Source organism: Streptomyces sp. NPDC054883 (assembly GCF_053610645.1).
The window spans coordinates 148,504-161,879 of the sequence record NZ_JBSGYT010000009.1 but is presented as its reverse complement, the minus strand read 5'-3'; the positions used below and the strand labels follow the sequence as shown (position 1 = coordinate 161,879).

Annotated in this window: 14 protein-coding genes; 8 read left to right on the top strand and 6 right to left on the bottom strand. The window is 67.7% G+C overall.

Going from position 1 to position 13,376, the window contains the following annotated elements; translation table 11 throughout:
- The first annotated feature begins 237 nt into the window (after positions 1-237).
- Together ACWGH1_RS10115 and ACWGH1_RS10110 are read left to right on the top strand one after the other, a co-directional pair.
- The gene (locus tag ACWGH1_RS10115) at positions 238-534 is read left to right on the top strand and encodes a hypothetical protein (protein ID WP_453357118.1); all 297 of its coding nucleotides are present in this window, start codon (positions 238-240) and stop codon (positions 532-534) included.
- Entirely contained in the window at positions 531-866 is a 336-nt protein-coding gene (locus ACWGH1_RS10110; RefSeq protein ID WP_453357117.1) for a DUF6233 domain-containing protein, read from the top strand. Before ACWGH1_RS10115 ends, ACWGH1_RS10110 begins: the two co-directional genes overlap by 4 nt.
- Before the next feature lie 149 nt (positions 867-1,015).
- On the opposite strand, the gene ACWGH1_RS10105 is transcribed toward ACWGH1_RS10110, so the two are convergent.
- From ACWGH1_RS10105 to ACWGH1_RS10095, 3 genes are all read right to left on the bottom strand, one after another.
- The gene (locus tag ACWGH1_RS10105; RefSeq protein ID WP_453357116.1) at positions 1,016-1,465 is read right to left on the bottom strand and encodes a hypothetical protein; all 450 of its coding nucleotides are present in this window, start codon (positions 1,463-1,465) and stop codon (positions 1,016-1,018) included.
- 290 nt (positions 1,466-1,755) lie between these two features.
- On the bottom strand, positions 1,756-2,307 hold the full coding sequence (locus ACWGH1_RS10100; protein WP_453357115.1) for a hemerythrin domain-containing protein: 552 nt from the start codon (positions 2,305-2,307) through the stop codon (positions 1,756-1,758).
- A 221-nt stretch (positions 2,308-2,528) separates the two neighbouring features.
- Positions 2,529-3,506 carry a DUF1360 domain-containing protein gene (locus ACWGH1_RS10095; protein WP_453408596.1) on the bottom strand — a complete coding sequence of 326 codons (978 nt, stop codon included), beginning with the start codon at positions 3,504-3,506 and terminating at the stop codon, positions 2,529-2,531.
- A gap of 169 nt (positions 3,507-3,675) precedes the next feature.
- Here ACWGH1_RS10095 and ACWGH1_RS10090 point away from each other — a divergent pair, with 169 nt between their 5' ends.
- From ACWGH1_RS10090 to ACWGH1_RS10080, 3 genes are all read left to right on the top strand, one after another.
- Complete coding sequence (locus tag ACWGH1_RS10090; RefSeq protein ID WP_453355388.1) at positions 3,676-3,882, top strand: hypothetical protein; 207 nt, start codon at positions 3,676-3,678, stop codon at positions 3,880-3,882.
- Between the two features lie 752 nt (positions 3,883-4,634).
- Positions 4,635-5,879: a PP2C family protein-serine/threonine phosphatase gene (locus ACWGH1_RS10085; protein ID WP_453355391.1), complete on the top strand. Its 1,245-nt coding sequence runs from the start codon at positions 4,635-4,637 to the stop codon at positions 5,877-5,879.
- 84 nt (positions 5,880-5,963) lie between these two features.
- A complete protein-coding gene (locus ACWGH1_RS10080) occupies positions 5,964-6,950 on the top strand; it encodes a TniB family NTP-binding protein (RefSeq protein ID WP_453355390.1) in 987 nt (328 codons plus the stop codon).
- Positions 6,951-7,878: 928 nt separating this feature from the next.
- On the opposite strand, the gene ACWGH1_RS10075 is transcribed toward ACWGH1_RS10080, so the two are convergent.
- From ACWGH1_RS10075 to ACWGH1_RS10065, 3 genes are all read right to left on the bottom strand, one after another.
- Complete coding sequence (locus tag ACWGH1_RS10075; RefSeq protein ID WP_453355387.1) at positions 7,879-8,226, bottom strand: RICIN domain-containing protein; 348 nt, start codon at positions 8,224-8,226, stop codon at positions 7,879-7,881.
- A gap of 841 nt (positions 8,227-9,067) precedes the next feature.
- Complete coding sequence (locus ACWGH1_RS10070; protein WP_453408595.1) at positions 9,068-9,484, bottom strand: hypothetical protein; 417 nt, start codon at positions 9,482-9,484, stop codon at positions 9,068-9,070.
- A 525-nt stretch (positions 9,485-10,009) separates the two neighbouring features.
- Entirely contained in the window at positions 10,010-10,933 is a 924-nt protein-coding gene (locus tag ACWGH1_RS10065; protein WP_453357269.1) for an AraC-like ligand-binding domain-containing protein, read from the bottom strand.
- Between the two features lie 523 nt (positions 10,934-11,456).
- Between ACWGH1_RS10065 and ACWGH1_RS10060 the strand changes: the two genes are divergently transcribed.
- The 3 genes from ACWGH1_RS10060 to ACWGH1_RS10050 all read left to right on the top strand — a co-directional run bounded on the left by ACWGH1_RS10060 (position 11,457) and on the right by ACWGH1_RS10050 (position 13,258).
- A complete protein-coding gene (locus tag ACWGH1_RS10060; protein ID WP_453408594.1) occupies positions 11,457-11,789 on the top strand; it encodes a DUF6233 domain-containing protein in 333 nt (110 codons plus the stop codon).
- Positions 11,790-11,812: 23 nt separating this feature from the next.
- Complete coding sequence (locus tag ACWGH1_RS10055) at positions 11,813-12,037, top strand: hypothetical protein (RefSeq protein WP_453357233.1); 225 nt, start codon at positions 11,813-11,815, stop codon at positions 12,035-12,037.
- A 603-nt stretch (positions 12,038-12,640) separates the two neighbouring features.
- Positions 12,641-13,258, top strand: a complete 618-nt coding sequence (locus ACWGH1_RS10050; protein ID WP_453357234.1) for a hypothetical protein — start codon at positions 12,641-12,643, stop codon at positions 13,256-13,258.
- Positions 13,259-13,376 lie beyond the last annotated feature (118 nt).

Genomic DNA, 13,376 nt, shown 5'->3' with positions numbered 1-13,376 from the left:
GAGTTGCCTACGGGTCACGACCACAGTCCTACCGGATCCCACTCCGCGAAGAGTGAAGAACTCAGAAGCTGATCACGACATCACACAGGCCCTAGGTCACGGGCACAGGGCGCGGCATGGGGGTGCTCATGGGCGGGTCCTCTCGATGACGGCACTGTAGTGAACCGTTTCGCCGCCCCTGGAGATGACCTCGTGGGCGCGTCGCGCAAGTATTCGAACACATGTTTCACTAAGTGGATGGCACCACTCCTCTTCCCCGACGACCTGATCCACCTCCAGCAGCAGTGGACCCGCACGTACAACCTGCTCGCGGTCCGGCCGGAACGAGGTGGGGCGGAGCTGCGGCGGGAGCTGATCCGGCTCTCCTGCCTGATCAGCGGGCACCCGCTCTGGCGGGCCGGCGGGTACAGCGCGGTCCGGCGGGTGGAGCTGCGGCGGGCCGCCGAGATCGCTGTGGGAGGGGAACAGCAGCTGGTGGTGCACTACGCCGACGGCACCTTCACCGTCTCCGACCCAGGAGCGCGACCGTCATGAGCGACACGAAGGAGCGGCTGGAGCGGTGGCGGGCCGTCCAGGCGTGGCTGACCTGGCAGCAGCACCAGGTCGCGCGCACCATCGCCGCCCTGGAGGCGGCCCTGGCCGAGGAGCAGAGCCGCCTTCCCCTGCCGCCGCCTCCGGACTGGAAGGCGGAGGCGGAGGCGGTACGGACCCCCGGCGGCCCACAAGTGTTGCGTGTTCACCTCGGCGCGTGCCAGATGGGCAAGGGCAAGCCCATCGGCCGGGAGCAGGCGCGGCGCATGCTCGCCGAAGGCGTGGAACCCTGCCCGTACTGCGGCCCGGACACCGCTCTCGGCATGCCCGGCTGACGAACACGACATGGGCCCGCCACCGTCGGACACAAGCCGCACCGACCTCGCTCGGTACGCCGTCCGCGAAGGACACGTCTTGGTCCCCCACGGCCACACGGAGGAGCTGCAAGGCGAACGCCTGGCCGCCGTCCGCATCGGCTCATGAGTCACGGTGGAATATGAGGAAGGCAGCAGTAATCGCTGGTGCGGGTAGCCAGAACACGATGGATATTGCCACAGCCCACCATTCGACGAACCCAAGGGCCGCGGTGGATGCGAAGGCCGTCCAGATGGCGAGCAACGGGGCGACGCAAATGCCGATCCAGATCCATGGCGTCCCTTTGCCCGCCAGCACAGCACACCAGCGCTGTCAGTGTTCCGAACGTGAGGAGCAGCCATATCCGCACAGTGGCGGGCAGCGCCGTGTGCTCGATGCGGCTACTTTTGCCCGCCGCGCTGATCTTGACGATGTGGTCTTTCCAGATGTCGAGGTCCACGGCGGATCCGCTGTGCACGGCACGGTAGAGGTCGAAATCGACCACGAGATCGGTCTCGGTCTTCCCCGAGGGCCTGGTGGTGGTCAGCCGGTTGGGGGTGGCGTCGTCCCCGGGCTTCATATCCGCGACGTGTCCGGTCTCACGGCCCAGGCAAATCGGGATGTCGCGCTGATAGGACCTGAAGCAGGAAGGGTCCAGGTGCTCTCTCCGGCCCCGACCGGCCCTTGGAAGCGCATGCCATGAAGAAGGGAAGCTTGGCCGAACTCGGCGCAGTATGCCTGGGCGCACTGCTCAGCTGCGGTGCCGTATCGCGGCTCGCAGGAGCCAGGCGGCCAAGACGGCGGTGAGGACGATAGCGACCTTCGCCCCGCGGCGTGCCGACGTTGTGTCGCGGGCACGGTCGTACAGGCTCAGCGGCACGCCGGCCAGTGCGTTGCCGGGAGGCCGGCGCGGTACTGACGGATGGGGATGTGTGGGCGCAGTGCGCCGTACGGTTTCCCAGGCGGTGCCCAGCCTCCGCAGTCGTGCCCTGTCGTCACCGAGGCCTCCTGCAGGCGGGGAAGGAGCAGGTCTTCCTCGTCGCGGATGTCCTGGCGGATGACGTCGAAGGCCCGGGAGGTGAGTTCGCGGTGCCTGGGGTGGGCCGGATCTGTGCGCTCGATGGCGGCGACGAGGACGTTGATCTCCTGGTGTTCCTGCTCCACGCGAGAGGTCAGAGCATCGCCGTCCGGGTGGAGTCGCCGCAGGGCCGGCCAGAGAACGGTCTCTTCGGCGAAGGCGTGCGTAAAGGTGAGCTGGATGATGTCCTTGAGGATCTGCTGTCGCTCTTCGGGCGGGTGCGGGTCGGCGTCGTAGCTGCGCATGAGCCGGTCGAGTTCCTCGTGGTCCCGTCGTTGGCGGGTCAGGATGCTGGCTTCCCCGCCGAGCTGCTCGATGCTCTGTCGTGCGATGGACGAGGGCATGGGGTTGCTGCTCACACTTGGGCCAAGAGGATTCCGTCAGCTGTCCGGTCGGTTCGCGGCACGTAGTCAGGGGGCGAGCGCGCCTCACCGGCTCCTGCCCTCTCGCAGGCGCCGTAACGCCCGTCATGGATTGTCGGGTTACCTCGTTTCCGTTGTCTTCTGTAGGCGGGGGGCGTGCGGCCTTCCATCAGGGCGTGCACTCGTCCAGCAGTCTTTCGAAATCACGCCACGGAGCTGCCGGCTGCTCGGCGGCATGGGCGGACGTGTCGCTGCGACGCCTCTGGAGTTGGGGGCTGCGCCGTGGCCCGCCTCCTCGCCTTCGGGTCGCTCTTCGAGCCGTCGTCCACCAACGGGCTATGCGCTGACCTTGCCGGGTGCAGATGCTGTCTTCCACCCACCGGAACACTCATATTTTGGATGAACGGGGTCTGTGGATAACCGGGGCCGGCGGCCCGGCACGGAGATGGCCTGCCGCGGCCATGGCGGGGGCGCAAGCCCCGTTCGAGGGCGCGGCGGCCACCGGTCAACCGGGGGGGGTCGTCTTCCTCGACCGCTTTGACGAGAGCCGTAAAGCCCAGGTTCAGGGCGTCGGAGACCGCGACCGCAGCCAGCGTCCGCGCCACGGCGGACGCTGTCCGCGGCCAGACCATGCGGGCCGCGGTGAGGCCGGTCGCCACCCATACGCCCAGGCAGAACGGGCAGGTCAGCAGCTCCCCGACCGTCTGGTGGCCGGGCTTGGGCATCTCGTTGAACTCCGCCGGGGCTCCTGCTTCCTCCACGTCGGTGAATGGGGCGCGCAACGGCCGGGTGACCTTGGCCTTGCTGAGCAGTCGGGTCAGACGGAAGGTGGCCGTCCCCGTCAGCAGTACCTCCGGGAGCGCCACGGGCGCCGCATCACGGTTGCCACGGGTCCGTACCAGGAGAGCCCAGCAGCCGGCGTAGACCCCGAAACCGGCCAAGGCGAGCCCGTGCCTCGGCGAAGCGTCGCCCGCCCCGGTTGCCGCGCGGCCGTGGAAGTCCGCCAAGCGCCGTAGGCGGGCGATGGTGTAAGCGAGAGAACGGGACGGCCGCACCGTGTTCACAGCTCCTCCCCATCGGGCAGCCGCCGGCACCCGGACGGCTGCCCCGCCGGGCGGCGTGCGGGGGAGTGTCGCGAGTACACCATGTCGCTCATTCCGCGCAGGGGGGTGCGGGTTCATGCGAGGCCCATGCCCCCTGCCGCCATGCTCATATGTCCAAAGGGACATGCATCCACCGTCGAACGTGGGTCCGAATCTGCCTCCTCGTCCGAGCTGCACAAGCGCAGCCGGTCACCGGTCAGCAAGCCGACGCCGAGGGTGGAGGCGTCGTAGAAGTGGTGCCAGTGCAGTGCTGCCTCCGCCCGGTACCGCCTTCACCTCCGCAGACCTTCAGGGCGGTGCCCAGCTGATGTACTACGGCGGCGACATCGCCGAGATCGCCCTGGCCACCGTGCTCGCCGCCCAGTGGTACACCGCCACCGGCCGCGCCCGCCGCCGCGCCCGCCGTCGCTCCACCACGGTCAGGAGGCCGCAGACCGAGGACGCCTCCGCGTGAATCCTCGGCTCCCCCGGCGACATCGGGCGCCCGACAGAGCCTGCCGGGCGGCCGATGACCGGGGTGAGGGCGGAAGGGTCGCCAGGTCAGCTCTTGGCCCTTGCCTTGCGTACGGCCTCCTTGAGGCGCCTGCGCGAGCAGTGGCCGCGAGGCTGACGCCGGTGCGTGGGCGTGAGCTCAAGCAGGCATCGACTGCGGCGGCCAGGTCCTCACGCAGGGTGAAACATCCATGTGCCGGTCGATCATGCCCCGCACCTGCGGTGGAAGGCCGCTGAGATGGACGGCCAGGCCGAGACTGCGGGCGGCATCCAGAGATCGGGGATGGCACCGTCGAACACCGTGTGCTCGTCCAGGTCGAAGACCAGCACGCTCGTAGACCGTCGATCAGTGACGACGTCGCCCCGCCTGACAGCGGAAGGGGGGTGGCGTCATTGGTGACGCCACTCTGCGTAGGGCCTACCGGGCGGACGACTCCAGACCTCACCGGCGCCGTCGGCGACTTCGGCTGGCACATGATCCGCTGCCTCACCACCGGTGCCCCCGCCCTCGCCCCCGCCCCGGACCCGCCCAGGACCCGCCCCGGCCCCGGACCTGGACCGGCAAAAAGCATCCACGCGCCCCCACGGTGACCTTTACCTCCGGTGCGAAGTGTCTCGGCGCCTTTCATGCCGGTACCTGGGATGCTGAAAGCAACAGCCGCCCAGGCCGGAAGAGAGATGGCGGGCGTGGACGAGACCGAGCGTGTGCTGCGGATGTTCACCGGCATGCTCCGTGAGGGGCACCTGGCGGGCTTCGACCAGCTCCCGGAGCTGCTGGCCCAGCACACCAGCCAGGCGGGAATGACGGACGTGCGGCTGTACCTGACGGACCTGCGCCAGCAGGTTCTCATCGAGGTCACCGGACGTGGCCTGGACGCCGCCGAGGGCGGTGAGGTCTTCACCATGGACGGCACGCTGCCCGGACGCGTCTTCGCCAGCAGCCACCCCCAGCGGGGCGCGACCGGCGAACACGGCCGCTGGTGGGTTCCCGTACTGGACGGCACCGAGCGCCTCGGTGTTCTGCGGGGCGATCTGTCCGACGGCGATGGCTGCGAGCGGCTGGAGGCGGTGGCCTCGTTGATGGGCATGCTGGTGGCCAGCAAACGCCCCAGCAGTGACGCCGCCGCCCGCCTGGTGCGTACCGCGCCGATGAATGTGGCGGCGGAACTGCAGTGGAATCTGTTGCCGCCGCGTACGTTCGCCAACCGGGACGTGGTGATCGCCGCGGCGATGGAGCCGGCCTACGAGATCGGCGGGGATGCCTTCGACTACGCGATCGCCGGTGACGAGGTCCACATCGCGGTCTTCGACGCCATGGGACACGACAGCCACGCCGGGCTGACCGCCAACCTAGCCGTGGCGGCCTGCCGCAACCACCGCCGCCAGGACACCGACCTGGTCACCACCAGCGAGTGCATCGAGCAGGTCCTGGTCGACCACTTCGGACACCGCACCTACGTCACCGCGGTCTTGGCCGACCTGAATGCCGCCAGCGGACTGCTCAGCTGGGTCAACCGCGGCCATCACCCGCCGGTCCTGATCCGCGCCGGCCGCTGGACCACCACCTTGAACTGCGCACCCGCCCACCCGCTGGGCACACAGCTCAATCTTCCCGTCACGCTCTGCCGCGAACAGCTGGAACCCGGCGACCACGTCCTGCTCTACACCGACGGCATCACCGAAGCGAGAGACAACCGCGGGCGTGAATTCGGCCTCGCCCAATTCACCGACTTCATCATCCGTCACCACGCCGACGGCCTACCCGTCCCCGAAACCCTGCGCCGCCTCATGCACGCCGTCCTCGACCACCACGGCGGCAGACTCAACGACGACGCCACCGTCCTCTGCCTCGAATGGCACGGCCCCAGCCGCAACACCCACCTACGCCCCACCCACACGACCCCTGAAAGCCCCCGGCCGGAACCGCTCCCCACCCACACCAGCCCCGGCCAGGAATGACCCCAGCGTGCGATCGGCACGGCCGCGTCTTGACGTAGGCGTTAGCCGGACAGCAGCGAGGAACCGGTACGGCAGAGCTGGCCCATCACGACCTGGCAGGGCTGGCAGGAGTTCGCCCACACCCCGCCCCCAGTACCGCCCACACCTGATACCCCTCCCCGTAGCGTTGAGGAGCGGCTGGCCTACCACTCCGCGTTCGTCACCGTCCGCACCCCAGCCATCGACACCCTCGCCACCAGCGTCCGCACCCTGATGGTCCTCGGCCGCCACCAGCAGACCGCCCGGCCGTCCCTGATCGTCACCGGGCCTGCCGCAGCGGGAAAGACCACTGCCCTCCTCCACGTCGGACGCACCTGCCACCTCGCACATACCCGCACTGCGCCCCCACCCGGCAAGCCGTCGGACGTCCAGGTCCCCGTCGCGTACGTTCTGGTCCCGCCGGGAGCGACCGCGAAGATGCTCGCGGCGGAGTTCGCCCGTTATCTCGGCATCCCGATCACTGCCCGGATGACGCAGACCCAGATCACCGAGAGCGTCTGCCACACCTACAACCAGGCCGGGGTCCGCCTCGTCCTCATCGACGAGATCCACCGCGTCGACCCCCGCACCACCACCGGCGCCGAAACCGCCGACCTCATCAAAGACCTCACCGAACGCATCCAAGCGACCTTCGTGTACGCCGGCATCGACGTCACTCAGACGCCCCTGTTCACCGGTGTCCGCGGCGCGCAACTCGCAGGCAGGGCCTCACTCATCCAGTGTGGGCCACTCCCCGCACGCCTCGGCAACAAGCATCCCTTCACCGACACCGTCACCGACCTCGAAAACGCCCTCGACCTCCACCACCACAAACCCGGCACCCTCCCCCAACATGCCGCCTACCTCCACAGGCGCACCGCCGGCCGCATCGGAAGCCTCACCCGACTCATCCGACAAGCCGCCATCACCGCCATCCATGACGGCACCGAACGCATCACCAAAGCCACCCTCGACGCGATCCACCTCGACCACCACGCCGAAACCACACACCAACCAAAAACCCGCACCCCCACCCACCGAACACCGCGCTGACCTGCACAAACACCTGAGAACGCGAAATGACGCCTCAGTCCTTTAGACCCAGACGCCATCTGCAACACCAACAAGATTCTCAACCAACCTGAAAGAACAGCAGGTCAAACCGCTCCCACCCGGCGCACCCCGTTCTCAACCCAACCTGCAATATCCCAGCTCACCGACCCCCTGACATCCCAACTACCCACCCCCTCAACGACACACGGACCTCGTTGCATCACACTGTCCCCGACGCGCGGCACGCGTACCGACCTGACCAGCACAAACCAAGCACCGACCCACCAGACAGCCTCCGCGGCCCCATGGACAACCAAACGCCGCGTAGCAGCATCACCCCGGCGCGGGTCGTACGGGCCCGTACAGCGCCCGCGAAACCGAGCACGGCCACCACGTCTGGACGGGGCGGAAGCCTTCCACAAGGGCGTGACGGCCCTGACTCAGCACCTCGTCCGGCAGCCTGCTCGGCTGCGGGGCAGTCGAGAAGCTGCCGGACAGGGCCGAGCACCGCACTGTAGTGTGGCTGGCCAACCAACGACAACGCCGCGACCGGCCGGATACCGCGCAAATCATCACTCGGCTTCGCCGAGCCAGGGCCGGCCCTTCGGGCCGGTGTCCTGCGCTTCGCTTCGGACGGGTTCGGGGTTCCGCTGCGCTCCACCCGAACGGCCTGAGCAGGCCTGGGTGACCCCATTTCATGGGTCTGAGCCATCATCCCGTTGGGCGGGTCCGCTCCGCTCCCCCACCCGGGTCCTTCCGGCTCCGCCTCCAGGACCAGCCTCCGGCATGGCCCCGGTAGCCCCCGGGGCTGCACCTGCCAGCGCCCGAGGGCATCCTGCCGTCCTGCTCCCGTCAACTGACGAGCCGTCGCGCTTGGAGACGAATGCCGCTTCCGAAGCACCTACTCCTGAAGCGGCCCTAACCACCCTTAAGGCAGTACCCGGCCCCACGCCTGGTTCGCCTGCACTCCCCCATCCGCAAAACCGCCTGACCATTGCCGGGCAAGAGCCCCATTGGACTGACTCCAGTCGGCGATTTCGAGGAGCTTACCGCTGTTTTTATTCATGTATACCTTTCCAGTCGCATTGAACGCGGGGAACCACTTCTGGTTCGCGCCACCCGAACAGGTCCACTGGCGGACAGTGGCCCCATTCGCCTGGCTCCAGTCCGCGACCTCAAGGCACTTCCCACTATTCTGGTTGATGATGTTGCCTGCACCATCAACTGCAGATGCAGGTGAAGAAGAAAGAGCTACTGCAGCACCAATAACCGCCACAGAGAAGGCTCGACGCCCCCTACGAACAACACTGTCCCTCACAAAATCCCCCTCAAACTACCGACAAGTGCCGGCCCGGAAATACGACAATACGGATGCTAACTTGATCTTGATCCCAAAACCAAGACCCACCGCCCACCACTCCTGCCCCCTGTACGGCTGAAGTTAGAACCAGTTCCCTGGGCAAGCTCACCGGCGGGCAGGCTTGCCGAAGAGGCCGACAGCCACGACAGGCTGACAGTCACGACCGCCGAGAAGGCCGCGACCGGCGGGCCCGCTTCCGCCCCGGGCAAGCCCCCTGACGGGTTGGGCAAGCCTCTCGCTCGAGAGCGGGGCAAGCCTGTCTCGGCAACGCTGGCTCCCTCAAGCAGGGTCCGCCTTATCGAGCGAGCCGCCATACTGCACGGGTGACCGGATCTCGCGGGGAGTTGCACGGGTCAGTCACGCCGCTGAGCTGTGGTTTAGCCGATGGCGGGAGACGGATCGGTCACGTAGATGCGGGTGACCGGTCACGGGCTCGGTCGCCCGGTCGGGCAGGCCCAAGGCTAGGGCCGTGCCCCGCAGGCCTGAGTGACTCCGTTTCACGGGGTCCGGTCCTACGGCCCGTTGGGCGGGTCCGCTCCGCTCCCCCACCCCGGTCCTTCCGGCTCCGCCTCCAGGACCAGCCCGCTGACGCGGGCGGCTGGCAGCGCCAAACAAACGCACATCATCAGGCCGGAGTCCTGCGCTGCGCTTCGGAATGTTCGGGCTTCGCTGCGCTCCACCCGAACGGGCCCGTTCCGCGGGCCCGAGGGCCTCCCGCGGAACGCGGGAGGCTGACCCCGTTTCACGGGGTCCAGGCCTACTGGTCGAATGGGAGGAGTGTCGAGCCGAAGCGGAACGTGCCCGCCGGGTGGCCGTACCCGTCAACGTTAATCATCGCCGGCTCTGAACCGGCCTTGGACAGACGGGAATACTGTTGATAGCGGCCGTCCCAGGGGACGATGCAGTCGACCCAGTAGTAGGTCCCCGCCTCCAGGTACAACTCGCGGGTCGTGTAGCCCCCGTCAAAGGACATCGTCCACGTGTAGTCGGAACTCTTCAGCCATATGGTCCGATTGACACACGCCTGGTCGTCGGAGTCCTTCGGATGGCCGTTCAACCAGACACTACGCTGGTTGTACGCCATGACGCCCGCACTTGCGGGGCTCCCCGCAAACGTCACCAACGCCGCCGCAGCCGCAGCCGTCGCCACAAATTTTCCGATCTTTCCAGCCATGCGCTGTCTCCACCCTCAGAAGAACTCTACCCATCGGCACCCACACGAGCAGCCGCCAGCCGCTCTGCCAAGGCAGTGCGATTGGCCTTCGCAACTCACGCTGTGGCGCTCTCTCCAGCGGAGAATCTAGTCATGAGCAAGGCGCGGTAGTGGTCATTGCGTGCAGGGTTTCTGTGCTCTGCCTGCAGTGGGGCGGTCGGGGAGAACGCACAATGTTCGCCAGGGGCTGGTCCCAATGCTGCCGCCCTCCGCGGCGACCATGCGACGGCCCGCGCTCGCCCAACACCCAGGGCCGCCATATCTTCGACAACGCCGACTCCCACGAGCAGACCTAGGACCACGCCGTGCCGTGGTTGCGGCTGAACGTGTTCCGGTCCCTGCTCCTCTCCCGCCTCGGCGACGAGAAAGCCGCCACCGACGCGCAGGACCAAGCCCTCACCGAACTCCCCGCCAGACTGCCGCGCTTCGCCCGTTCAGATGGGGACGGTGTCTCCAGTAACGAAGTCAGGGCCGTGCGGGCAGCGCTCATGGCGTGCGGGGAGGGCCAGGGGACTTGTGCTCTGCGTGGCGTGAGGCGGCCAGGGAGAGTTCACGATGCTCGGTAGGGGTGACGCCGTAAGCTACGCGGAACGCCCGGCTGAACGCAGTGGCGTTGGAAAAGCCCCAGCGGGCCGCGACCGTCTGGACGGGCTGACGGCTCAGATCCGCGCTCGCAAGGTCGGTGTGGGCGCGCTCCAGACGGCTTTGGCGAATGTGCGCCGCGACGGTCAGGGGCTCGTCCTCGAAGAGCATATGGAGAGACCGCAGGGATATGCTGTGTCGATCGGCGATCATCTGCAGGGTCAGGCCCGGATCACACAGATTGTTCTCGATGAAGCGGTAGACCCGCTGCAGCGTCTCCTGCGCACGAGCCTCGGCAGGCGCCTCACCGGGGTCCCCGAGCCGCTGCGCAAGGAACGCCGTGGCCAAGTCGAGGGTGATGGACCCCATCCTGCGCAACTCTTCCGGGTGAGTGCCCGGGCCGCGGGTGAGCAGCGACTTCATGAAGTCGGCGAGGATCGCCCCTGAGCCCGCGTCTGCGGCCAGGCTCTGCCCAAGGAGTCTGTCCACCCGGTTCCAGCTCAGCGCCAGGGCCTGGCGTGGAATCCGCATGATGACCGTCTCCACCTGCCCACCTATACAAGCCCCCTCACTCGGTCGCGACGTGTCCGTGAGTACGAGTCCCCCCGCGAGCACCGAGTCGTTGCCACGCTGAGAGATCCTGAACGTACCTTTCGTGATGAGCGCCAGCTGCAAGTGCTCGGGATCGCCGCGCCGAACATGAGACAAGGTGCGGCGCGAGAGCACTGGTGAGCAAGCCACAGCGCCCAGCCCTACCACTCCGAGATCGAGGTGGGTCACACTCGCCTGGAAGTCGGCCGCATGGCTGGTGCTGAGCGTCACAGGCATCACATCGTTGGACACTGTCTCGCAAAACCAATCGAACCTGTCCCCACGTGCCTCGACAGCATCCGACGTAACCTGCAGTCCCATAGCCCCCCGCACCTCGACGTCTCGGCGACCGCTACTACCGGATGCGCCCCCAGCCCCAAGCACGTCCCGAACGATTATCAGCCACACCAGGCCGAAATCTCGCCATCAGTGCAGGTCAAACAGCCCTGGCTTCGTTCACGTTCAGCAGCACACCAGTCCCGCTGTGGCCTCACTGTGTCACCAGATCTACCGCTGACTGGCGAGCCATCGCGCAAGAAATCGAACACGTGATGGAATAGAGACCCCCTCACCCCGGGAGCAGCGCCACGACCTCGCCCGCCCCGGCCCCCACCGGCAGACCACAGATCGCCACCTGGTCCCTTCGCAGACCGGCCCCTGCGCAAAGTGCCACGCCCCCATATGCCGGTACGGGTTTAGGGCCAGCTTATGCGAGGCGTGCAAGGCCGCGCGGCGGGCGCAGTACGGGAGCTGAAGAGCCGTGTCCGTCCTGCCGCCCGACCTGTCTCGCCTGCGGACACTGGTCACCTACCTGCGCGGCCAGCTCGGCCGCGCGGAGCGCGCGCTGAACGCGGCCGAGGAGGCCAAGGCCGCCGCGGCACTGCGGCGCCCGCAGAGAGAGCCGCCCGCGTGGCTGGTCGAGCGCGGGATCGGAGGCGGCCGGCCCCCGGCCCGAGTCCACGCCGGGGACTGCTGGGACACCGGCCAGCGCTGTGTGCCCGCGACCCCGGAGCAGCTACGCGGCCTACTCGCCGACGGCGTTCCTGCCTGCCCCCACTGTCGCCCTGATACCGCCCTGGGAGTGCTGGAGTGAGCAGCGCCCGCCAGGGTGGAGGGATGAGCCCTGCCCCGCGTGTAGTCGTCTATCCGCCGGACGCCCAGGGCGGGCGCCGCGTCCGCTGCGACGGTGAGATTCTCGGCCGCGCCCTCGGCCCCGCCGACTTGCTGGAGTTCCTGCGGCGGGCCGGCCTGGACCCCGACACCGTCCGCCTGGACGATCCGCTACTCATCGAGTGGCGCGGAGGCGGTCCTGCCGTCTGGAGTCCCTCGGGCGAGCAGTGAGAGCTGTAGTGCGGGCCGCCACCCGATGAGGATGGCGGCCCTGCTGCGCCGGTCAGCGACTCCGGCCCCAGGAGTCGGCTACCGGTTGCGACACCGCACTCCGGTGTCCAGGACAACTCATTTCGATGACACCGGCTTCACCGCGCCAGGCTGTCCCACGCACCACGGCTACCAGCCCAAACAGGGCAATCGACCGACAGGACAGGCCATGCAGCCCAAGGGACAATCACACGCGGCGTCGCAACCAACCTGCGCAGCCAGGCCCCAGCTAGGAACTACACAGGTCAGACAGCTGCGTGCCCCAGACTCTACGGAGATTCGGTGAGCCAGTACAGTCGGCAGGCAACCACTCAGCCAACCTGCACAACCGCAGGTCACAAGCGTGACGACTGCTCAGGGGCCATTGTCTTTAGGACTGTAAAAACAGGCACGCTTATGACAGCGAGCCACCTTCTCGCTTGGCACCTGCCAGCACCAGCTTGGTCACTCTGTGACAGCCATATACCGCGGCTCAGCGTGCCCAGGGACACCCGTCCCGCCCTCGCTGACGCCCACCCAGTGCCACCACCGCACCCATTCACAGGCGCAGTTAGTCTTACGATCATGGCCTTGCGACCCGATGAGTTCTACGACCACGCACGTGCGGCTGCGGATGATGAGCTTCGGCTTCCGCTGGCAAGAATGGCCGGATGGGACATCAGCCCCTTTGAGGCGGATGGACTACGCGTGTCTGCGCTCCGCCCGCCGGTTCTGCCCGAGCCGCGGCGGCACGGTGAGGACCCGACGGACTGCGATGAGTGCCGCTCCCGCGACAAAGGTATCTGGCTCAACGACCGCTGGCGACTGGCCCGGGTACCAGGCGTCGGTGTGCCATTGGTGCTGATGCTGTACCCACGCGACCACTACGACATGGCCGATCTGCCTGACGGGCTGGCCGCCGAGCTGGGCGTGCTCACCACTCAGATCGTCCGCCACGTGCAGGCACTGCCCCACATCTCTCGAGCGCACGTCTACCGGATCGGCGACGGATCCGCACACCTGCATGTGTGGTTCTTCGCCCGGCCCGAGGGACAGACCCAGTTGTACGGGTCGTGGCTGGCCGTCTGGGACGACCTCCTGCCCGAATACCCGGCAGACGTAGCCGACGCAGATGCGACCGCCGTTGCCGAAGCCCTGACCGCCTCGTACGGCGGCACCGCTCATACACCAACAGGCAAATGAGCCCCTCATCCCCTCGCGCGCACCGGACCAGCCAAGGCAGGACCCGCACGCCAGTCGACGAATACCACGCCGGACTGCCCAGCCCGCCTGGCCCACAGCTCCTCGCCGAGGGTGCCGC